Source organism: Mesorhizobium sp. B2-3-14 (assembly GCF_006442175.1).
Classification (GTDB): Bacteria; Pseudomonadota; Alphaproteobacteria; order Rhizobiales; family Rhizobiaceae; genus Mesorhizobium; species Mesorhizobium australicum.
Window position 1 is genome coordinate 1 of sequence record NZ_VFVP01000019.1, and the last position, 21,760, is coordinate 21,760.

Genomic DNA, 21,760 nt, shown 5'->3' on the forward strand with positions numbered 1-21,760 from the left:
CCCGACAGCCCGATGCCGCCGATCACCGCCACCAGCACAATGTCGTAAAGCAGCGTCGAATTGACGACACGCGTGTTGATCGAATGCAGGCTGGCCGCGGTCAAAAGGCCGGCGATCAGGGCGACGAATGCTGACAGCACGTAACGCAGGACCAGCATCGGCCGCACCGGAATGCCGATATTGCGCGCCGCGACCGGATTGTCGCCGGCGAAATAGATGTAGCGGCCCCATTTGGTGCAGCGCAGGAATAGGAAGAACAGGAACGCCAGCCCCGCAAAGACGAACACCTCGATCGGGACGTCGAGAAAGCGCAGACCGCCGAGCAGTTCCACCCAATGGCCCTGCGGCACCGGCACGGCGTCCTGCGTGATCAATTGCGAACGGACATAGCCGAAGACGAAGGAGCCGGTCGCCAACGTGACGAAGATCGCCGGTACATCGGCGTAGGCGACGAGAAAGCCGTTGAGCAGGCCGATGGCGAGCACGCCGGCCAGCACATAGGCGAAGGCGAGCCCGTCCGGCGTTCCGCTGTTGAGCAGTTGCAGGTACCAGGCGACCGACATGGCCATGATCGCAACCGCCGACAGGTCGATGCCGCGGCCGATGATGACGACAGCCATGCCCAGCGCCAGTATACCCAGCACCGAGACGGAGCGGATAATGGCGACCAGATTGTTGGCATCGATGAAGCCTGGCAGGCCTATAGCCGCGGCAACGAACAGCACCACCGCTATGGCAAAGACAATGCCTTCCTGATTCAGGCTTCTGAAGTTCAGCCAGCCGGCCATGTTCATTGTCTGCTTTCACCCCGGTGGCAGTGCTGCCACCCCTGGAGAGAAAGCTAATCGGCTCAACGCCGCTTCGTCAAATGAATCCGCGTTCAAAACGTGAGGTGGCGATGAGATTCGCAAAGTGGACGCATTGATTGCCGAATCTGGCGCAATGCCTGGAAACTCCTGCACTTTTGGCCATTGTTTGCACCGTCTCGGCGCTTGGCGAAAGCACAACACCAAGGCGAAAGGCGAAGACGGAATTTAACCCTGCGATCTGGCGGAAAATTCGATTTCAGTTCCCGGCAACGTGGCCGGAAACCTCGGCGCCGGCACCTCTCGGCAACACCAGGAAACGGAACGACGCCACCAGGCCGATGATGCCGATCAGCAGGAAGGCTGCTCGAAAATCGACGAGGTCGAGCGCCGGCCGGTTTCTCGCGATCTGCGACAGGTTGAGGATCGCCGCCGCCACCGCGACGCCGAACAGCATCGCCACTTGCTGCAGCATCGAGGACAAGGTCGCCGCGGAGCTACGCTGCGCGGCGGCGATATCAGCGAAGGCCAGCGTGTTGAGCGCGGTGAACTGCATCGAGCGCGACAGGCCGGCGATCAGCATCAGCGCCACCACCAGCGCCTGCGGCGTCTGCGGCGAGATCGCCGCGCAGGCCATGATCGACACCGAGGCGATGATGCCGTTGATGACCATCACCGAGCGGAAGCCAAAGCGACGCAGCGTCGGCGTGGTCACCGTCTTCATGCCGAGATTGCCAAGGAAATAGGCCAGGATCATCATGCCGGCATCGACGGGCGATAGGCCGAAGCCGACCTGGAACAGCAGCGGCAAAAGGAACGGCGTGGCATTGATCGCCACCCGGAAGATGGTGCCGGCCGCAAGCGTCGAGATGGCGAAGGTCTGCACCTTGAACGAGGAGAGGTCGAGCAGCGGATGCGGCGCGCAACGCAGATGGCGCACCGCTAGCCAGCCGACGACGATCCCCGCCGCGATCAGTCCCACCGCCGGCAAGGCCCCATCCTCCGGATGCGCGATGCGCTCGAGACCATAGAGCAGGCAGGCGAGCCCCAGCGACGTCAGGAAAAAACCCGGCCAGTCGAGCGGCTTGGGATCGGCTTCACGATCGCCCGGTATGAAGCGGGCGACCAACACCAGCCCGATCGCGCCGAGCGGGATGTTGATGAAGAAATTCCAGTGCCAGGACAGATAGGTGGTGATGAAACCGCCAAGCACCGGGCCGACCACGGGCGCGAAGAGCGCCGGCCAGGTGATCAGCGCCGTGGCGTTGAGCAATTCGGATTTCGACGCGTTGCGCAGGACCAGGATGCGGCCGACCGGCGTCATCAAGGCGCTGCCCAGGCCCTGCACGGCACGGGCAACGACGAATTCGGTCAAATTTCCAGAGAAGCCGCAGGCGAGCGACGCCAGCGTGAACAGCGCGATGGCTGCGAGGAAGATGTTACGCGCGCCGAACCGGTCGGCGAGCCACCCCGACAGCGGCACGAACACCGCCATGGTCAGCATGTAGACGGTGATGCCGATGCTCATCGCCACCGCCGGCACGCCGAAGGAAGCGCCCATCTGCGGCAGCGACGTCGAGATGATCGTCGAATCCAGCAGTTGCATGAAGAAGGCGATGGCGACGATCAGCGCCACGCGCCGCGAATTCGTGGCTGTCTCGGGCAAGGCTTCATTTTCGGGAATGGCCGTCATGTCGGGTCGGTTTCAACAACATTTAGCCAACTGCGTCCAGAGATGGACCAACAAACTTTCGTGTCGTATCGCCGCCTGTTATGGAATGAACGGGCCTCGGTCTTAAACAACAGGAACCGTGCGCGCATGAAGCCTATCTATATCGACTACCTCAACGCCCTCGACATCGAAGCGCTTGCCATGGCCGATGGCGAGATCATCGACGCTGTCGAGGCCGGGCTCGTTGCGCAAGGCAAGGGCCAGACGGTGATCGAGCCGCGTGTCCACCTCGAACCCGACCCATCCTTCCACGGCCATTTCAACGTCTTGCGGGGCTACGTCGCGCCGCTCGATACGGCCGGCGTGAAAATCGTTGGCGACTATGTCGACAACTATCTTCACGGCCTGCCCTCGGAATTCGGCATCCTCAATTTGTTCGATCCACGCACCGGCACGCCGCGCGCCATTCTCGACGCCACGGTCATCACCGACATGCGCACCGGCGCCGTCACCGCCATCGGCGCCAAGCACCTGGCGCGCAACAACGCGAAGGTGCTCGCCCATATCGGCGCGCGCGGCACCGCGTACTGGAATGTGCGCCTGCTCGACCATCTCTTCGATTTCGATGAGATCCGCGTCCATTCGCGTCGCCCCGAAAGCCGCGATGGCTTTGCCGCAAAACTCTCCGCCGACCTCGGCAAGCCCGTCACCGCGGTCGCCGACTGGGAGAGTTGCGTCAAGGGCGCCGACATCGTCGTCGAAGCCTCACGCCTGCCCGAGCCGCAGCCGCTGCTGAAGACAGAATGGATCAAGCCGGGCGCGCTTGTCATTCCCTATGGCACGATGAGCGCGGTGGAGCTGTCGCTGACCGACATCATGCAGAAGATGGTCGTCGACGACTGGGGCCAGTGCAAGGGCGGCAAATTCGGTTCGCTGCGCGCGCATGTCGAGACCGGGCGGTTGAGCGAAAAGACGCTGCATGCCGAACTCGGCCAGATCGCCGCCGGCCTCAGGCCGGGACGGCAGAGCGACGACGAAACCATCCTCTTCTGGCATCGCGGCCTGTCGCTCTCCGACATTGCGCTCGGCAAGGCGATGCTGGCCAAGGCGCAGGCGCAAGGCATTGGCCAAAGGCTGCGCTTCGCATGAGCGCGCTCGTCCTCACCGGGGCCGGCGTCAGTGTCGACGATGTCGCCGCCGTCGCCCGCGAGGCACGCAAGGTGGAGATCGGAGCCAATGTCATCGGCAGGCTGGAGAAGGCGCGAAAGGTGCTCGACCAGGCGGCGGCCTCCGGCCAGCAGATCTACGGCCTGAACACCGGGCTCGGCGCCAATCTTCGCACATCGGTCGAGGGTGACGCCAGCGCCTTCCAGCGCCAGTTGCTCGAGGGCCGCAGCGGGGCGGTCGGCGAAGCGCTGCCCGTCGAGGCCGTGCGCGCCACCATGCTTGCCCGTCTGACAATGTTGTCGGCCGGTGGCTCCGGCCTGTCGCCCGCCGTGTTCGTTGCCTTGGTCGAAGTCCTGAACGCCGGCGTCCATCCAGTGATGCCGTCGCTCGGCTCGATTGGCGCCGGCGACCTGGTGTTGATGACCGCGATCGCCCGCCTGCTGATCGGCGAAGGTGAAGCCGATTATCAGGGAAGGCGCATGCCAGCGGTCAAGGCACTGATGATGGCCCGCCTCGGCCCCATCGGCCTGGCGCCCAAGGATGGACTGTCGCTGATCAACGCTTCCGCCGTCTCCGCCGGCGGCGGCGCGCTTGCGGTCACGGACGCGCTGTCGGCTCTTGCCCAGCAGCACCAGGCCGGCGCGCTGACCATGGAAGGTTTCGGCGCCAACCGCACCATCCTGGACCCCCGCCTGCACATGGCGCGGCCCGCCGCCGGCCAGCAGGCAGCCGCCAAGGCGCTGCATGATCTTCTCGCCCGCGACGAAGCGCCCGCGCCCACCACCATACAGGACCCGCTGTCGATCCGCTGCATGCCCTCGATCCATGGCGCGCTGATCGAGGCGATCGGCCAGGCAAGACGCGCCGTCGAGACCGAACTCAATGCCGCCGCCGACAACCCGCTGGTTCTGAGCGACGACGAGCTGGTGCTGTCGACGGGCAACTTTCACACCGCTTCGCTGGCGCTCGCCTTCGAGGCGCTAAGCCTGGCGATCGCTCAATGTGCCGCCGCCAGTGCCGCCCGCTTCATCCAGCTCACCGGTTCGGGCCGCAGCGGCCTGCCCAAATATCTGTCGCCGGTCGGTGGCGCCTCGGCCGGTTTGGTGCCGTTGCAAAAGACGGTGACGTCGATCCTGGCCGCCATCCGCCACAAGGCCAATCCGGTGATGCTCGACTTCCTGCCGGTTTCGGAAGGCGTGGAGGATCACGCCACGCAGACGCCGCTGGTGGTTTCAAAATGCGCCGACATGATCGCGCTGTGGCGGCGGCTGATCGCCTTCGAATTGATGGCGGCGGCGCAAGCCGTCGACCTGCGCGAGAGATTGACGCTGGCGCCACGCACATCAGCCGTCCACACCGCGGTACGCGCGCTCGTCCCCGCGCTCAACGAGGACCGGCCGCTCGGCGTCGATGCGGAAGCACTCCACGCAGCGCTCGCCGGCGGCAAATGGCAAACGATCCTAGCCCCGGCCGACCTTGTCGAGGAACAGGCGTAGCTCGGCCGGGTCCATGTGCACGATGTGCCGGTCCTCGGGATAGGCGCCGCTGTTGACGTCGGCGACATATTCGGAAAATGCCGCCACCCGCTCCGCTTGCAGCCGATCGTATTCGGCGGCGAAATTGCGGTAGATCTTCGAGTGGCGCGGCATGTGGCCACGGTTCTGGCCAAGAATGTCGTCGGCGAACAGATATTGCGCGTCGCAGCCGGTACCCGCGCCCATCGACAGCATGATCAGCGAGGTGCGCTCCGAGATCGCCTTCGCCACCTCGACTGGTACCACCTCGATCTCAGCGCCGATCGCACCGGCAGCCTCCAGTTGCTTGACCGCTTCGAACACCTGCATCGCCGTATCGGCGGACTTGCCGACCGCCTTGAAGCCGCCGGTCCAGGTCGCGCGGGAAGGAATGAGGCCGACATGGCCGATGACGGGAATGGCGTCATCGGCCATCCGCTTGATGGTGGCGTAGCCGGCGCTGCAATAGACGGCGTCGGCGCTCGCCTTGTAGAGCCGGAAGGCCCAGCGGACGAAATCGTCAGCGGTGCCGATCTCGAAGAAATTCTCGCCCGGCATGGTGAACAGGCTGGGAGCGGCATCGCGATATTGCGGGTTGAGCACCAGTTCCGGCGGCACCGAGACGATGTCGACCCCTGCCCGTTCGGCGGCTTCCGCCTCGTCCAGGGTGAGCACGCGCAGCATGGTCAGCTGACGCTTGCCTTTCATGGCGCGCAAATCGGCGACGGTCGGTCTCTTTCGGCTCATTGAAGCGTTCCCCTCTATTGTTTGCCGTCGCGGTGCCGGATCGATTGATCTTACCCCCGCTTCAGATCTGGATCATCACCTTGCCGGCTTCGATCTTCACCGGATAGGTCGCGAGATTGACGCAGACCGGCGCGCCCTTGGCCTGGCCGGTCTTGTAGTTGAAGCGGCCATTGTGCTTGGGGCATTCGATGATGTCGTCCATGACAAGCCCGTCGGCCAGATGCGCCTTCTCATGCGTGCAAAAACCGTCGGTGGCGAAGAACTCGTCATCCGGCGAGCGGTAGATCGCGAAGGTCCGCCCACCATGGTCGAAGCGGATGACATCCTCTTCCTCGACATCGTCCACCGCGCACGCTTCAACCCAATCGGCCATCTCTATCTCCTGCGGACATTCGCGATCGCTACTCGGCCGCCGCCGACATATCGACCTCGTGGAACTCACCGCGATAGGGCCTGGCCGTCGGCGGCAGTTCGCGCTTAAGGTAATAGTCCTCGTATTTCAGCTGCCTGAGCAGGACCGGCCAGACCTCGCGGTAGGCGTGCCACATGGACGGATTGGGCTTCGGCAGATCGTGCTTGATCAGTTCATGCAGCCTGGGCAGCGCGTGATACGGCACCATCGGGAACATGTGGTGCTCCACATGGTAATTCATGTTCCAGTAGATGAACCGGCTGATCGGGTTCATGTAGACGGTGCGCGTGTTCAGCCGATGGTCGACGACATTGTCGGCGAGCCCGATATGCTGCAGCAGGCCAGTCGTCACCATGTGCCAGGTGCCGTAGAGGCGCGGCAGGCCGATCAGCACCAGCGGTATCCATGACCTCAGCGCGATCGCGAGGGCGATCGTCGCCACATAGATCGCGACATGCCAGCGGGCCGCGACCACGGCCTTATGCTGTTCCATCTCGGGGATATAGCTCTTCTCTTCGTCGGACAGCGTCCCGAATGCCTGCCGCACCAGCGTCGGCAGCGAATAGCGAAAGTCGAGAATGCCGGTGAAGGCGAGCGCCGCCTTCAACAGGTCCGGCGGACGCATGACCGCGATCTCGGCGTCGCGGCCGACGATGATGGTGTCGGTGTGGTGGCGGGCATGGCTCCAGCGCCATTGCACGGGATTGCGCATCAGCATGAACGAGGCGATGTGGTAGACGACATCATTCATCCAGCGCGTGCGAAAAGCCGTGCCATGGCCGCATTCGTGCCAGCGTGAGTCGCTCGACGAGCCGTAGAGCACGCCATAGACGAACAGGAACGGCACCACCCACCACGAACCCCAGAACAGGACGATACCCACGGCCGAGCCCAGGATCGCGACAATCCAGATGATGGTGTCGCGGATCGCCGGGCCGTCGGAACGCTGCATCAACTCCTTCATCGCCTTGCGCGGCACGTCGGTGTGGTACCACTCGGCCGAGGCAAGCCCGGTCTCGATCGCTGCCCTGGTGCTTTCGCCGACCAGGCTGTAGTCGCGCTTTTTCGCCATCGTCGTCAAATTGGCCTCCAATCGTCGCGCAGCGCTGGCAATCCGGTCCGCCGGCCGGAGGGCTTGCTTTGAATAAATGTCGCGCTCATGTCCTGCCGGCCAGTCTTGGAAAATTTTCTGAAGGCTGAGGATAATCCTGCTCGGGCTGCCGGGCGATATCCGCGATCCTGGCTTCGGCGCCAGCGATTTCCTCCTTGCCGTCGAGGACGCGGAACACCGCGTCGTAGGCCCGGCTTTCGCCATGCTCCAGCCAGATCATCTCACCGCGCTCGCGGGCAGCGAGATCGCCGAGCACATGGTGGGTCGATGGCTCTATCCCCAGCGCGTACTGCCCGGCCTGGAAATTCTGCCATTGGTAGGCACACGGCAACTGGTCCTTGCGGGTCGCCACTTCGAAGCCGAGACCGAGCCGGTCGTTGACGACGGCCACCGGAACCTCGCCATGGGCGTCGGCGGCCATTTCGTGCTGCCAGACCTGCTCCCTGAAGTGCCGTTGCGGTGCCGGCGCCGTGCGATAGCCGACACTCTGCACCTCGTAGCGCTCGCCGGCATGGCTGGCCCAGACGACGTCGCGGATCGGCGCCAGATAACGGGAGCCTTCGTCGAGCAAGGGATGGCTGACATTGACATGGTAGAAATACATATGCGGGGTGCGGTTGAAGCCGTGGTTGACGACATGGTCCGAAAGCCGGATCTCGTTACCCCCGACATCGGCTTCGATGCGGCGAGTGAGATGCAGATCCTCGCCAAACACCGCCGACTGCTGCACGATGCCTTCTGCCCACAGCACGCAGCGGTCGCCCTCCCAGCGCTCGCCATAGCCGGTCAGCCGCGCCGGGATGGTACCGACACGACCATGCAGCGAATGAAGCACCGTCTTCTTCCCCGGATAGTTGTAGCTCTCGGCCGGCACTTCTTCCCGCCCCAGAATGTGGTCGAGGCCGCAGGTGACGAGCAGGCCCGAGAAGGACCGCGCCCAGGCCAGCCCCGCTTCCCCTTCATAGTCGTGCAAGCCCGGATGGCGAAAGCCGCTCGGCGAATGCCAGCCGATCGCCTGGCCCTTGAAGTCGCAATCGGCGATGTCGAGCGCCCGGTCGACGAGCGCGGTGAAGCGCAGGCCCGAGCCGGTGCGGAATTCGAGCATGCGGATGCCGCGCTCCAACCCGTCGCCGAGCGTCATCAGCCGCACGCCCGCGAATTGCGACAGCTGGCCTGACCGCTCGGCCACTTGCCGGCGCGACAGCGTCTTGCCGTAAAGCTCTACCATGCGACGCCCTTCACTTTGCCCTCGCCTCCTTGAGCAAGGCCGACATGTCGGCGCCGGTGATGATGCTTTCCACGGTCAGGAGGTCGGTGTCGGCGACCGTCTGTTCGGCGACGATCTCGCCGCGCCGCATCACGACGATGCGGTCGGCGACCTGGAAGACATGGTGGATGTTGTGGGTGATGAGCAGCACCGAATGGCCGGCGTCGCGTACCTCCTTGACGAAACGCAGCACACCGTGGGTTTCCTCGACGCCGAGATTGTTGGTCGGCTCGTCGAGAATGATCACCTTGGCGGCGAACTGCATGGCGCGCGAGATGGCGATCGACTGCCGCTCGCCGCCCGACAGCGTCGAGACCAGCGCATCAGCGTCGAGTTTCTTCGAGATGCCGACGCGCTTGAGGAGTTCGGAAGCGGCTTTGCGCAGCTTCGCGAGATCGAGCGGCGCGAACACGCCGAGCCAGCCGAAGTTGACCGGCTCGCGGCCGAGGAAAAGATTGCGCGCGATGCTGAGATCAGGCGCCAGTGAGGTGTCCTGATGGATGGTCTCGATGCCGAGGTCCATCGCATCCCGAGTCGAGCGGATCGAAACCTTTTCGCCGCGTACAAAGATGTCGCCACGATCGACAGGGAAGACACCCGAGATCGCCTTGATCAGCGTCGATTTTCCGGCGCCGTTGTCGCCCAGCAGAGCCACCACCTCGCCTTCCCGCAGTGTCAGCGAGGCGTTCTTCAGCGCGCGCACGCTGCCGAAGGACTTTTGCAGCTTCTGCAGCCGAAGTACTTCTTGCACCATCGTCAGCCCCTTGCGGCGTTCTTCTGCAGCAAAGCGTGCAGGATGAGCATGGCGAGGATGATGAGGCCGACAAAGATGTTGTAGGCGAGCCCCGGCACGCCGATCAGTACGATGCCGTTGCGGATGGCGCGCAGCATCAGCGCGCCGACGATGGTGCCGAGGATGGTGCCTCGTCCGCCGGTCAGTGCCGTGCCGCCCACCACCACCATGGCGATCACTTCCAGCTCATAGCCGGTGCCGGCCACCGGTGACGCGGCCGAGATGCGGAAGGCACTGATCATGCCAGCAAGGCCGGCCAGCACCGAAGTCGCGATGAACAGCCAGATCTTGACCGTATCGGCCGGCACGCCGCGCGCCACCGCCGCGTTGCGATTGGAGCCGATGGCGCTGATCCAGTTGCCGAGCTTGGCGTAACGCAGGATGTAGATGGCAAACAGCGAGAGGCCGATGAACCACCACAGCGAGGTGTAGAAGCGGAACGAGCCGATGTTGAAGCTGCCGGCGAGCAGCGTCACGAAGAAGCCCGGCTGGTCCCAGGATTTCAGCGGAAAGCCTTGCGTAATGTAAAGCGCTGCCCCGCGCACGACGAGCAACATCGACAGCGTCACCAGGAAGGAGGAGATGCCGATCTTGGTGACGATCAGCCCGTTGATCGCGCCGATCGCGATACAAAGCAGCAGCCCGGCCAGAAGCGCGACACCTATATCCACCCCGCCATTTTGCACCAGCAGCATCACCACCACCGGCGCCAGCCCAAACACCGCGCCGACGGAAAGATCGAATTCGCCTGCCGTCAAAAGCAGCGTCATGCCGAGTGCGATGATGCCGAGCTCGGGCAGGAACGCCATCATGTTGGAGATGTTGAGCGGCGACAGGAAATTGGCGTCGGCGACCGCGAATACCGCCAGCAAAATGAGGAGGATGACGAAGGAGGAGAATTGCGGCGAGCGCAGCAGGCGCGATCTGCGTTTCACCCCCGGCACTTCGTCTTCTGCGGCAATTGTCATGACTGCTTGAACCATGCTTGAAAAGACGCCCGCCGCTTTTCCGGCGGGCGCTGTTTTTCTCATTTCTTGTCGTAAAGCTTCAGAATCGGGTCGACGCTGGAGGCGTCGTAGAGACCGAAAGTGTGGATGTCGTAGCCGATCGGCTCGCCTGACGCGGCAAGCCCGAGCAGCGCCACCGGCATGAAGCCTTGCGCAGAGGGATATTGCCAGGCGGCGGCATTGACGAAGCCGTCCTTGACGGCTTGTGCCGTCTCCTTCGAATTGCCCCAGCCGACGACGGGGATCTTGCCCGCCGGCACGCCGGCGCCATCGAACACGCGCTTGACGCTGGCGGCGACGGAATCGCCGAGCGCGATGATCGCCGGCGGATTGTTGGCGACCATGTAGTCGGTCATCTTGGCGATGATGCCAGCCGGATCGGTGCCGCAATCGACCACGTCATATTTGATCCCCAAGGGATCGAAAACGCTGGCGATGCCCTCGGTCTCGAGCTGCTGGTAACTGGCGCCGGGAACCTCGACCGGCAGGAAAACCTTGTCGCCCTGCTTCACCATCTTGTGGTCGACCAGATATTTGGCCCAGATGACACCCGCTTCTTTCAGGTCCGCGCCGACATAGGCCTGCCGCCCTGTCGCCGGATCGTCGGTGTTGAAGAACACGATCGGGATGCCAGCCGCCTTGGCTGCTTTCACCTCCTCCGTCCACAGGCCCGGCTGCGCGGACGTGGTGGCGATGCCGTCGGGCTTGGCGGCAAGCGCCGAGTTGAAGGCTTCCTTCTGCGCCGCCATGTCGCCGCCGCTGAAGGAAATCTTGCAGGTTACCTTGAGCTGGTCGCAGGCCTTGGTCGCACCGGCGTTCCAGTCGATCCAGAACGCATCCGACGGACCGCCATGCGACAAGAGATAGAAGGTCTTCTGGCCGTCCTGCGCCTGCGCCGCCGTGCCAAGGGCGACGCCGGCGAGCACTGTCGCGGCGGCCGCCAATTTCAATGCGAATTTCAACATTCTTTCCTCCCTTGTTTGAAGCCGCGCCGCCGTGCACTGGTGGCGCGGCTAGCCGTCACAGGCCGTTGGCGCGGAATTTCCCGTCGAGGAATGTCTTGGCGCGCGGCACGTCGTCTTCCGACAGATGCTCGATGATCACCGGTATGTTCGGATGCTTTTCGGCCAGCCGCTGGAGGTAGAGGTCGTAGTTCAGCGAGCCAAGGCCGGGCGCCGGCAGTTCGATTTCGCCAACCCCGCGGAACGTATGGCTTTCCATCGCGTCGGCATCGCCGATGTCGGCGTGCTTCTCCGACTTGTCATCGCCTGAGCGCTTGACGTCCTTGGCATGCGCTATTCTGATCTTGTCGGTCAGCGTGTCGAACACCTGGTTCAGGATCTGGTCCATCCGGTCGATGTTGTGCGTCTCGAAATAATTGGTCGGGTCCATCAGCAGGCCAAGGCCTGGATGGTCGACCTGCGCGAACATCTTCACCGTCTCCTCGACCGAGCCGACGACGTTGTTGACATAGGTTTCGAGCAGGAAGACCGCGCCATGGTCGTAAGCCGTCTGGGCAAGATCGGCGATGACCTTGCGGCATTCCTCAAAACCTTCCTCGGTCTTGTTCTTGGGGTGATGCACCCAGTCGGATTCGGTGTTGTAGGTGCCGGTCTCCGAGATCACGTAAGGGCTGCCGAACTCGCGCGCATTGCGGATGATCTCCTTGAGATAACCGACGCGCTTGTCGCGCTCCGCCTTGTCGGGATGGATGATGTTGGTGTAGCCCGACACGCAGCAGACCGGCAGGTTGTGGTCGCGGAAGACGTCGCGCACCTTCCTGGCCTTGTCCTTGGTGATCTGCCCAGCCGACAGGTCGACATCCCTGAAGTGCAGGTCGAGCTGCACCGTGTTGAAACCGAGCCCGCGGATCTTCTTTGCCGTCTCTTCGAGGCCGTACGGGAAATAGCCCGTGAAAATACCTGCCTGCATCATGATCTTGAATTCCTCCCTGTAAGCGATTCAGTTGTCTGCGATTTCAGTTAGTTGCGTTTGTGGAGATTTCGGAAAGCTTGACCGTGCGGCCCGATGCCATCGAGCGATAGCCCGCTTCGACCAGCGCCATGGTCTTGACGTTGTCGGCAACGGTGAGCGCCGGCGGCGTACCGGTCTTCACGGCGTGCTGCAGCTGCTCCATGACGCCGATGAAGGCATGCGGGAACCACATCGTCTCCCAGCTGGGAGTTACCCACTCGCCGCCGGTCGTTTCGGCCGAAGCATAGGTCAGCGTCGAAGCAGCACCGGTCGGCCAGCCGATCGTGCCCTTGGCAACGCCCTTGGTGCCGTCGACGCGCCAGTTGATGTGCTGGTCGTCCTTGTAGCCCTGCTGGCGCGGACCGGACCACACATCCTCCAGCGACACGGCCAGCACGCCCGTGGGGAAACGCAGGGTCGAGACGGTGATGCCGTCGGAATGGTCGAATGTCGTGCGCGGATCCTTGCGCGTCAGCGTCGTGATCTCATCGGGATCGCCGAAGAGGAAGCGCAGCACGTCAAGGTGATGCACGCTCATATTGGCCAGCGTCAGCCGGTCGTAGCCCTGAAGGAAGGTCTGCCAGTGCGGAATGGCGTGCATGTCGATCTGCGCGAAAACGATGTCGCCCAGCGCGCCGCTGTCGATAATCTGCTTCAACACGCGCATCGACTGGTCGTAGCGCATGTTCTGGTTGACCGAGAGTATCTTGCCGGCCTTCGCCGCCTCGTCGCGCAGCTTGACGGCTTCCTCGACCGACAGCGCCAGCGGCTTCTGAGCCAGGATCGCCTTGATGTGGTTCTGCTTCAGCGCATGGCGGATCAGCGCCGGCTGCTGGTCCGGCGGAAACGCGAGGTCGATGATCTCGACATCTGCATCCTCGATCAGCTGTTCCGGGGTGTCGTGGACGGTCGGGATACCCCAACGGTCGGCGACCTTTTGCGCATTCGCCTTGGTACGCGAGGCGACCGCCACGACCGGAAAGCCGGCGTCCTTATAGGCGGCCAGATGGCATTCGGCCATGATCATGCCGGCGCCGACACAGCCGATCCGATATTCCTTCGTGCGGACCTTCACATCCGGCTCGAAGCCCTTGCCTGTCATGCCTTCCTCCCGAAATCCTGTCCTTGCGGCCGCGTTCATCTTGCCAACGCGCCTCCGCCCTGTCCGAAATAATGCACGCGCGCCGGCTCGCAGGATATCGCCACCATCGCGTCGGGCCTGATGTCAGGCTGGCCGCGCAGCAAAGCCTTCAGCCGCGCTTGCCCGGCGGCGAGTGTCACCACGGTATAGCCGCCAAGCGGCTCGACCTCGAACACCCGCGCCGGGCGGCCGGGGCTCGCCTTCTCGGTGTCGCTCCAGGGCCTGACCTTGATATCCTCCGGCCTCAGCCCGATCTCGGCGGCGTCGGCCGGAGCCGTGCGATCGGCGATGCTGATCGCGCCTTCGGCGGCCTCGATGCCGCCCTCGCCTTGAACGGATTTGAGGATGTTCATGACAGGCGACCCCAGCAGCCGCGCCACGTAGGTGCTGGCCGGGCGATCATAGATCTCGGCCGGCGCGCCGATCTGCCGGATCCTTCCGCTTTCCAGTATGGCCATGCGGTCGGCAATCGACATCGCCTCTTCCTGGTCGTGCGTGACATAGATCAGCGTCTTGCCGAGCTCCCGCTGGATGCGCTTCAGTTCGACGCGCGTTTCCTCGCGCAGCCGCGCGTCGAGCGCCGAGATCGGATCGTCCATCAGATAGGCGTTGGGGTCGCGCACCAGGGCGCGGGCGATCGCCACCCGCTGCCGCTCGCCGCCCGAAAGCAGTGCCGGCGGCTTGTGCAGAATATGGCCGATATGCAGCTTGGCCGCGACATCGGCGACGCGCCGTTTGATATCGACCTCGGCGACCCGACGCTCGACCAGCGGGAAACGGACATTGTCGAGCGAGCTCATATGCGGGAACAGTGCCAGGTTCTGGAACACCATGGCGACATTGCGCTCTGCTGGCGACACCGTGTTGACGGGCTTGCCGCCGATGAGGATTTCGCCGGCATCCGGCGTCTCCAGCCCGAGCACCAGGCGCAGGATTGTCGACTTGCCCGACAGCGGCGGCCCGAAGAAGCAGAAGAACTCGTTGTCGTTGACGGTGAACGAGGCGTCGTCGACGGCGAGCATCGTGCCGTAGCGTTTCGTCACATTGCGGAAGACGATGTCGGCCATGGCTCAACCCGCTCTCATCGCAAGGCCGCTAACGGCGTCGAAGACCCGCACTGACGACGCCGCGGGTGCGACGACCGCGGTTTGCCCTATCGACAGCCCGACATCATTGTCGAAGACCGCTTTCACGGCGCCGTCGCCCTGGCCGAGGTGAACGATGGTGCGCGCGCCGATGCGCTCGACGAAAGTGACAGGCATGGCAAGCCCGCGTCCATTCTCCGCCAGGGCCACCTGTTCCGGCCGAAAGCCGTAGAGCACCTCGTCGCGTGCGCCACGCATGGCCGCCGCCAGTTCGTCGGGTAATGGCGGCGTGATGCCCAGCGCCCCGAGATCGACGACCAGACCCCGGTCGCTCTCCGCAGGTCGGCCCTTGAGCAGGTTCATGCCCGGCGCGCCGATGAAGCGGGCGACGAAGACATTGGCCGGATTGTTGTAGACCTCGAGCGGCGTGCCGACCTGCTGCAGCACGCCGTGGTCCATGACCGCGATACGGTCGGCCATGGTCATGGCTTCCAGCTGGTCGTGCGTGACGTAGACCATGGTCTGCTTGAACTGGCGCTGCAGCTGTTTCAGCTCGGTGCGCATCACCGCTCGGAAGGCGGCGTCGACATTGGACAGCGGCTCGTCGAGCAGGAAGATCGCCGGCTCCATGATTGCCGAGCGGCCGATCGCCACGCGCTGCAGTATGTTGACCGACAGCCGGTCGGCCTTGCGGTCGAGCAGCGGCGTCAGTTGCAGCAGCTCGGCAATCGTGCCGACGCGACGATCGATCTCGACCGTGGCGGCGCCACGCATCCTTGGCCCGTAGGCAAGGTTCTGGCGCACCGTCATATGGGTGAAGATCGCGTAGTTCTGGAACACGAAGCCAACGCCGCGCCGGCCCATCGGCACGCCGGCCATGTCGCGCTCGCCAAACAGGATCTTGCCGCTGGTCGGCTCTTCCATTCCGGCAATCATGTTCATCGTCGTCGACTTGCCGCAGCCTGAAGGCCCCAGCAGAGCCATGAACTCGCCATCGGCGATATCGAGGTCCATGGTCTTCAGCGCCGTGAAGTCGCCGAATGTCTTGGTGAGGTGCTTGAGCTGGATCGTGCTCATGCCGCCACCTGCCTTGCCCGGGCCATGCGCTTCATGGCGAACACGGCGACGATGGAGAGCACGACCAGAATGGCGAGCGCGATCGCCGCCACATAGCCCCAGATCAGATCCTGCGTGGTGACCTTGTAGATGTAGACGGAGATCGTTTCGGTGGCGACGCCGGGGCCGCCGCCGGTCATGATGTACAGCGTGTCGAAGATCTTGAAGTTCTCGATCACCCTTATCGCCAGCGCGATGATGATGATCGTCTTCATCTTCGGCAGCACGATGGTGGTAAAGCGCTGCCAGGGATTGGCGCCGAGCAGCGTTGCCGCCTTGATCTGGTCCTCCGGCACTCCGACCAGGCCGGCCAGCAGGATCAGGAACATCAGCGGCGTCCACTGCCAGATGTCGGCGATCATCACCGCGATCAGCGCCAGTGTCGGATCCGACAGCCAGGCAATGGTGACTTGCGTGCCCGTGATTGCCGACAGGATGTCGTTCACCGGGCCGCCGGACTGGAACAGCATGAAGAACATGTAGCCGGCCACCGCCGGCACCACCATCATCGGCATCAGGAGGACCGAATAGAAGATGCGCTTGCCCGGAAAATCGTCGGCGAACAGCGTCGCCAGCGCCAAGCCTAACAGGAACTCGGCCGGCACGCAGACGACCATCACGATGACCGTGCGCTTCAGCGCACTCCAGAAGCGCGCGTCGGCGGCAAGGTCGGTATAGTTGGCGAAGCTGTTCCACATCTCCCAGGCGTTCCACCAGCCAAGGCCCGAGAGTGGCGACCAGTCGGTGACGCTGATGTAGAGCTGCATCAAGAGTGGAAAGGCCGAGATGAACAGCACCAGGATCTGCGCCGGCAAGGTCAGGCGAAAGCCCAACCGCATGCCTTCGTCGCGCAGCGCCGGCTTTGCGCGGGCCGCGTCCATCTCACCCTCCGAAATCGTCGCAACCACCGCGCTCATTGCTTGAGCGCTCCGAAAGTTAGCCCGCGCACCAGATGGCGCTGGATGGCGATGCCCATGATGACCGGCGGCACCGCCGCGATCAGCCCGAGTGCGGCCTTGGCGCCATAGAGCTGGCCGGTCATCGACGAGGACAGCGAGGCCATGTAGACGGGGATCGTCACCCATTCGCGCGTCGTCAGAAGCAGCGCGATCAGATAGTCCGACCAGTTAAGGATGAAGACGAAGAGCGCAGCACTCGCCAACGGCGCGCGCATCATCGGCAGCGTGATGCGGGTGAAGACGCGCAGCCGCGAGCAGCCCTCGACCAAAGCGGCTTCCTCGATCTCGCGCGGCATGTCGTCGAAGAAGGTCTTCATCAGCCAGAAAGCGAACGGCAGCGTGACGATGCCGTAGATCAGCGCCAGCCCCCACCAGCTGTCTGTGAAATTGAGGAAGGCCCACATGATCATGACGGGGATCATGACGGCCATCGGCGGAAACAGCCTGAGCTGGATCAGCGCCAGCGGCAGGTTCTGGCCGGAGCCGAAGCGCGACAGGCCATAGGCGGCGGCGGTGCCCGCCGACATGGCGATCGCGGTGCCGAATACCGCCGACAGAAGCGACGATAGGATCGGCTTCAGCGCGGTGCGGTCGAGCGCGACGATCAAATTGTTGGTGGACTCGCCGAACACGAACTGGAAATTGCTGAGCGTCGGGTTCTTCGGCCACCATGTCAGGTCCGCTCCCGTCGCCGACCATTCGGCGATCGGCTTGAAGGCCATCGACACCATCCACAGGATCGGCACCAGCGTGACGGCCATCGCCGCGAGGATCGCGGCGTAGCGGAATATCTCGAAGGGGACGGAACGCTTCATCTGGCTGCTTTTGCTGGTGGCGCCGGGGAAGAGCGGATGCTCCTCCCCTCCGGCTTTGATCCAGGGAGATGGATCAGCTGATCGGATCGAGAACGGTCGGCCATGCCTCCTTGTTGGTCCTGATGGCTTCGAGCAATTTGTCCTCGCCAATGCGCCGGGCGATCTTCTTCCACTCGGCTTCCGTGTCGGCCATCGCCTGCTCCGACGTCTTGGCCTTGGTCAGCGAGGCCATCAGGTTTTCGTCCAGCGCATTGTGGAAGGCGGTGGCGCCGGGATAGTTGATGGTCGGCACCGTGCGGGCGACCGTCTCGCGCACCACGTCCATGTGATAGGCGTGGTAGGTCTGGCGCACCAGCGGATCGGAGAAATCCGAAAGCCGGAACGGATCGAGATAGCCGCCGGGGTTGGCGCTCATCCAGGCATAGATGCGGGCCGAGCCCAGCCATTGCAGCAGGAGATAGGCGACCTCCTGGTTTTTCGACTGCGACGAGACCATGCCGGTCAGCGAGAACCACAATACCGAGCGGCTGATGAGTTTGCCGTCGATCTCGCGGCCGGGCGGCAGCATCGTGCCGATCTTGCCGGTGACCTTGGAGTCCTTGTTGCCGGCATTGTCGAGGAATTTCGGCAGGTTGGAGAACGCACAGGTCATCGCCGCGCCGCCCTTGGCGAAATTGCCGTACTGCTCCGGCCAGCCCCACGAGATCGCGTCCGGCGAATGATGGACCAGCGATTCGACATATTCGTTGGTGGCGGCGATGCCATGCTCGGAATTGATCAGCGGCTTGCCGTCGTCGCCGAACAGGAACTGGTTGGGCGAGGCCATCGACACATAGCGCTGGTACCAGTTGGTATAGCCCCAGCCCTGGTTGCGCAGGTCGGTGGAGCCGAACAGGCCCTTGTCCGGACGCTGGAAGAAGGCGGCGATATCGCCGTGCTGCTTCCAGGTTTTCGGCGGCGCCAGATCGTAGCCGTATTTGTCCTTGAAGGCCTTCTTCTCGGCTTCGTCACCAAACAGATCGGTCCGATAGACCCAGGTTTGGAAGTCGCCGTCCAACGACACGCCATAGTTGGAGCCGCGATATTTGTTGAGCAGCGATACACCCTTGGCGCCGTCGACATAGCCGGTCTTGGGATCGTCCCATTCGGGTTTGTACTGGGCGACGAAGTCGTCGAGCTTGGCGATGCCGCCGGTCTCGGCGAGATCGCCAAGGCGATTCCACTCGGTCGAATAGATGTCGTAGGCCCCACCCTTGGTGGAGATGTCCTGCATGGTTTTGGTGAATTCCTGGCCGTTCGGCAGACCGACGATCTCGATCGGGATCCCGGTTTCCTTTTCCCACAGCTCCTTGATCGACGGCGCCCCGGCCGGAAAAGGCTGGGTGAGCTGGCCAATCGAGCCGTCCGACAGGCCAAGCACGATCTTGGCCGGCGCCTTGCCGGCGCCCTTCAAAGCCTTGGCGGCCTCAATGGCGCGGCCCTCCGGTGTGTCGGGACCGTATTGATAGCGTTCGGCGCCATCAAAGCCCGTCGGGCCGCCGATCATGCCAGGTGCGAGCGCATCGGCCGCGAAGGCGCGGCCGGGACGAATGAATTGCGGAGCGATACCTGCAGCGGCCACGAACACCGCCGCCTTTCCTCCGGACGCCAGCAACCGGCGCCGCGAGATGCGGATCAGATCAGACATTGGAATTCCTCCCTCAGGCCCAATGTTTCCTCCACGAGCCCATGAGGGATATTGACGGCAGGATCGGAAGGCTGTCAACATCATTAATAATCAAAACACATCACAACATCGCATAGAGCGAGGAAATGCGTCATACCAAGGTTCATAGACCCCTCCGAATGCGTCGATTTGATGGGAAATGCGATCTCCCTTTCCGACGCGATCGTGCCGGACGAGTTGATTTAGCTTGGCGGCTTGCGCATCGGCCAAGGCCGGATACATCATTTCCCATCAGAATCGCGGATAACGGGGCGTTGGCGCAATCAGTCGCCAGCCGGCACTGCGTCATCCCTGATGCATTGAGGAGATGAGACGGTGCGTTCCACCCTGACCGACATAGCCCGGGAAGCCGGCGTCTCCGCCGCCACAGTCGACCGCGTGCTCAACAATCGCCCCGGCGTGCGGGCGCGCACGCGTGAGATCGTGCTCGAAATGGCGCAGCGCCTCGGCTACATCGCCGAAGGCCCGAACGGGGCACCGCCCAGGCCAGTGCCCGGCGAGGTCATCCGGCTCGACTTCGCGCTACCCGCCGGCACCAATTCCTTCATCAAGATGCTGCACCGCCACATCGAGGCACAGACCCTGGCGCGCCCCGATCTCGACGTCCATATCGCCACCATAGAGGGCTTCAATCCCGACCGGCTCGCCCGCCTGCTGCAGGATTTGCGCGGCCAGACGCAAGGCGTCGGTGTCATCGCGCTCGACCATCCGACGGTGCGCGAGGCGATCCGCTCGCTATCGGCCAACGACGTCAAGGTGGTGACCATCGCCTCCGACATCCTGCATGTGCCAAGGGTTGCCTATATCGGCATCGACAACCGCGCCGCCGGGCGGCTGGCCGGCTATCTGCTCAACCGTTTCATGGGCTCAGGCAGCCCCGGCAAGGTGGCGCTGTTTGCAGGCTCGCTGTCCTATCGTGGCCACGAGGAACGCGAGATGGGCTTCCGGCACATATTGACCGAGGAATCCCCCAATCTGGAGATCGTCGAGATGCGCGAAATGCTCGACGACCGCGAAAAGGCCTATTCGGAGGCGTCAGCCCTTCTGGAACGCCACCCCGACCTTGCCGCGATCTACAATGTCGGCGCCGGCAACACCGGCATAGCGCGTGCGCTGAAGGAACGCGGCCGTGCGCAATCCATGGTTTTCCTCGGCCACGAGGCGACGGACGGCACCAAGGAACTGCTGCTCGACGGCACGCTCGACGCCGTCATCGACCAGAACCCGCGCGTCGAAGCCCGTGAGGCGCTCAACATCCTGACCCACGCCGTCCGGGGCCTCCCTTATGAATTGCACCAGCCGAGGCTGCAGGTGATCTTCAAGGAGAACATCCCGGAGATTTGAGCGGTACTGATGAGCCGGGCGCGGTGCGGAGACGCCCGCTGGCTCGACCCTTCCGTCTACTGGACTGTGGCGACTTCCGCGGACGCGGCTTCGACAAAGCTCTTGTCGACCCATTTGCCGTAGTCGATCGATCCCTTGAGGAGCCCGGCGCCGGCCATGAATTTTTCTTCGGCCTTCAGGGCTTCGATCGCATCATCGGTGAGCTTCGGATCCTGGTGGAAGGCGCCATCGGCATAGGTTTTGCGCACGGATTTCTCCGACGATTTGGTCGCCTCGACAAAGGTCTTGATCGTCTCGTCGGGATGGGCGTCTGCCCAGCGCGAAATCTCGATGTCGACCTTGAGCAGCCGCTTGACCAGATCGGGATATTTCGCCGCGAAGGCGCCGTTGACCGAAATGACGTTAGGCACATTCCATTCCGGATGCGTGCTGGTGTCGTAGAGCAGACGCGCCTCGCCGGAGTCGACGAGCTTGGCCGCCGTCGAGTCGGTCTCGACGATGGCATCGATATCGCCGCGCAACAGGGCTGGGCCTGATGCCTCGAAAGGCAGGTTCAAACCCTCGACATCGTTCGTGGTCAGGCCGACACTGTTCAGCGCCTTGCTGAAATTGGAGTGCCGCACCGTGCCTGTGAGATAGGCGACCTTCTTGCCCTTGAGGTCCTGCAGCGTCTTCAGCGGGGAATCGGTCTTGACGACGATGTAGGAGCCGCCCGCCCTGACATAGCTCGACAGGCCGATCAGCTTGACGTCGGCGCCGGACGCGGCGACACGCAGCGCCGGGTTGTTGCCGGTATAGGTGAACTCGATGGCGCCGGTGGCCAAGGCCGTCGTCGCCTCCGAGCCGCCGTTGAAGGTCACCAGTTCGACCTTGATGCCGTCCTTGGCGAATTCCTTCTCCCACCAGCCATCCTTCTGGGCGAGGATAAATTTGAGGTGCCCGGGCGCCGTGCTGCCGATGCGGATGACGTCGGGCTTTTCCTGCGCGAAGGCAGGCATGCCGCCAAGGCCGATCACCACCACAAGGGCGCCCTTCAGAAACAGCCGGCGAAATCCATCGAATGCGATGCTGGACATGGGAAAATCCTTCCTACTTGGAGCGAAT

At 63.4% G+C, this 21,760-nt stretch carries 20 protein-coding genes; 3 read left to right on the forward strand and 17 right to left on the reverse strand.

The genetic code is table 11. The features are described from left to right. On the reverse strand, window positions 1-794 hold a 794-nt coding region (locus FJ950_RS28955; protein ID WP_140620610.1), incomplete at its 3' end, for an ABC transporter permease. 271 nt (window positions 795-1,065) lie between these two features. Next, complete coding sequence (locus FJ950_RS28960; RefSeq protein WP_140620612.1) at window positions 1,066-2,499, reverse strand: DHA2 family efflux MFS transporter permease subunit; 1,434 nt, start codon at window positions 2,497-2,499, stop codon at window positions 1,066-1,068. 126 nt (window positions 2,500-2,625) lie between these two features. On the opposite strand from FJ950_RS28960, the gene FJ950_RS28965 reads away from it, so the two are divergent. Next, complete coding sequence (locus FJ950_RS28965; protein WP_140620614.1) at window positions 2,626-3,627, forward strand: ornithine cyclodeaminase family protein; 1,002 nt, start codon at window positions 2,626-2,628, stop codon at window positions 3,625-3,627. Further along, window positions 3,624-5,141: a histidine ammonia-lyase gene (hutH, locus tag FJ950_RS28970; protein WP_140620615.1), complete on the forward strand. Its 1,518-nt coding sequence runs from the start codon at window positions 3,624-3,626 to the stop codon at window positions 5,139-5,141. The genes FJ950_RS28965 and hutH overlap by 4 nt, the downstream gene beginning before the upstream one ends. Here hutH and FJ950_RS28975 read toward each other — a convergent pair. The 14 genes from FJ950_RS28975 to FJ950_RS29040 all read right to left on the reverse strand — a co-directional run bounded on the left by FJ950_RS28975 (window position 5,106) and on the right by FJ950_RS29040 (window position 19,273). Beyond that, complete coding sequence (locus FJ950_RS28975; protein WP_140620617.1) at window positions 5,106-5,906, reverse strand: 3-methyl-2-oxobutanoate hydroxymethyltransferase; 801 nt, start codon at window positions 5,904-5,906, stop codon at window positions 5,106-5,108. The two genes, hutH and FJ950_RS28975, sit on opposite strands and share 36 nt — an antisense overlap. 61 nt (window positions 5,907-5,967) lie before the next feature. After that, window positions 5,968-6,279 carry a MocE family 2Fe-2S type ferredoxin gene (locus FJ950_RS28980; RefSeq protein ID WP_023769541.1) on the reverse strand — a complete coding sequence of 104 codons (312 nt, stop codon included), beginning with the start codon at window positions 6,277-6,279 and terminating at the stop codon, window positions 5,968-5,970. A 28-nt stretch (window positions 6,280-6,307) separates the two neighbouring features. Continuing rightward, a complete protein-coding gene (locus FJ950_RS28985) occupies window positions 6,308-7,390 on the reverse strand; it encodes a fatty acid desaturase family protein (RefSeq protein ID WP_140620674.1) in 1,083 nt (360 codons plus the stop codon). An 85-nt stretch (window positions 7,391-7,475) separates the two neighbouring features. Continuing rightward, window positions 7,476-8,657, reverse strand: coding sequence for an aldose 1-epimerase family protein (locus tag FJ950_RS28990; protein ID WP_140620619.1), 1,182 nt, complete (start codon window positions 8,655-8,657; stop codon window positions 7,476-7,478). A gap of 10 nt (window positions 8,658-8,667) precedes the next feature. Then, window positions 8,668-9,450 (reverse strand): ATP-binding cassette domain-containing protein, encoded by a 783-nt coding sequence (locus FJ950_RS28995; RefSeq protein WP_015317076.1) that lies wholly within the window; start codon window positions 9,448-9,450, stop codon window positions 8,668-8,670. A gap of 2 nt (window positions 9,451-9,452) precedes the next feature. After that, window positions 9,453-10,472, reverse strand: coding sequence for an ABC transporter permease (locus FJ950_RS29000; RefSeq protein ID WP_140620621.1), 1,020 nt, complete (start codon window positions 10,470-10,472; stop codon window positions 9,453-9,455). Between the two features lie 44 nt (window positions 10,473-10,516). Continuing rightward, a complete protein-coding gene (locus FJ950_RS29005) occupies window positions 10,517-11,461 on the reverse strand; it encodes a substrate-binding domain-containing protein (protein ID WP_140620622.1) in 945 nt (314 codons plus the stop codon). A gap of 55 nt (window positions 11,462-11,516) precedes the next feature. Beyond that, window positions 11,517-12,431, reverse strand: a complete 915-nt coding sequence (locus FJ950_RS29010) for a sugar phosphate isomerase/epimerase (protein WP_015317073.1) — start codon at window positions 12,429-12,431, stop codon at window positions 11,517-11,519. 43 nt (window positions 12,432-12,474) lie between these two features. Next, a complete protein-coding gene (locus FJ950_RS29015; RefSeq protein WP_140620624.1) occupies window positions 12,475-13,572 on the reverse strand; it encodes a Gfo/Idh/MocA family oxidoreductase in 1,098 nt (365 codons plus the stop codon). Between the two features lie 35 nt (window positions 13,573-13,607). Further along, window positions 13,608-14,678, reverse strand: coding sequence for an ABC transporter ATP-binding protein (locus FJ950_RS29020; RefSeq protein WP_140620626.1), 1,071 nt, complete (start codon window positions 14,676-14,678; stop codon window positions 13,608-13,610). A gap of 3 nt (window positions 14,679-14,681) precedes the next feature. Further along, complete coding sequence (locus tag FJ950_RS29025; RefSeq protein ID WP_015317070.1) at window positions 14,682-15,773, reverse strand: ABC transporter ATP-binding protein; 1,092 nt, start codon at window positions 15,771-15,773, stop codon at window positions 14,682-14,684. Continuing rightward, complete coding sequence (locus tag FJ950_RS29030) at window positions 15,770-16,729, reverse strand: sugar ABC transporter permease (RefSeq protein ID WP_015317069.1); 960 nt, start codon at window positions 16,727-16,729, stop codon at window positions 15,770-15,772. Before FJ950_RS29030 ends, FJ950_RS29025 begins: the two co-directional genes overlap by 4 nt. Then, window positions 16,726-17,586, reverse strand: a complete 861-nt coding sequence (locus FJ950_RS29035; protein ID WP_015317068.1) for a carbohydrate ABC transporter permease — start codon at window positions 17,584-17,586, stop codon at window positions 16,726-16,728. The genes FJ950_RS29030 and FJ950_RS29035 overlap by 4 nt, the downstream gene beginning before the upstream one ends. Window positions 17,587-17,659: 73 nt before the next feature. After that, complete coding sequence (locus tag FJ950_RS29040) at window positions 17,660-19,273, reverse strand: extracellular solute-binding protein (RefSeq protein WP_140620628.1); 1,614 nt, start codon at window positions 19,271-19,273, stop codon at window positions 17,660-17,662. A 354-nt stretch (window positions 19,274-19,627) separates the two neighbouring features. On the opposite strand from FJ950_RS29040, the gene FJ950_RS29045 reads away from it, so the two are divergent. After that, window positions 19,628-20,656: a LacI family DNA-binding transcriptional regulator gene (locus FJ950_RS29045; protein ID WP_140620630.1), complete on the forward strand. Its 1,029-nt coding sequence runs from the start codon at window positions 19,628-19,630 to the stop codon at window positions 20,654-20,656. A 56-nt stretch (window positions 20,657-20,712) separates the two neighbouring features. Here FJ950_RS29045 and FJ950_RS29050 read toward each other — a convergent pair whose 3' ends face one another. Beyond that, window positions 20,713-21,732 (reverse strand): aliphatic sulfonate ABC transporter substrate-binding protein, encoded by a 1,020-nt coding sequence (locus FJ950_RS29050; RefSeq protein WP_140620633.1) that lies wholly within the window; start codon window positions 21,730-21,732, stop codon window positions 20,713-20,715. Between the last annotated feature and the right edge of the window lie 28 nt (window positions 21,733-21,760).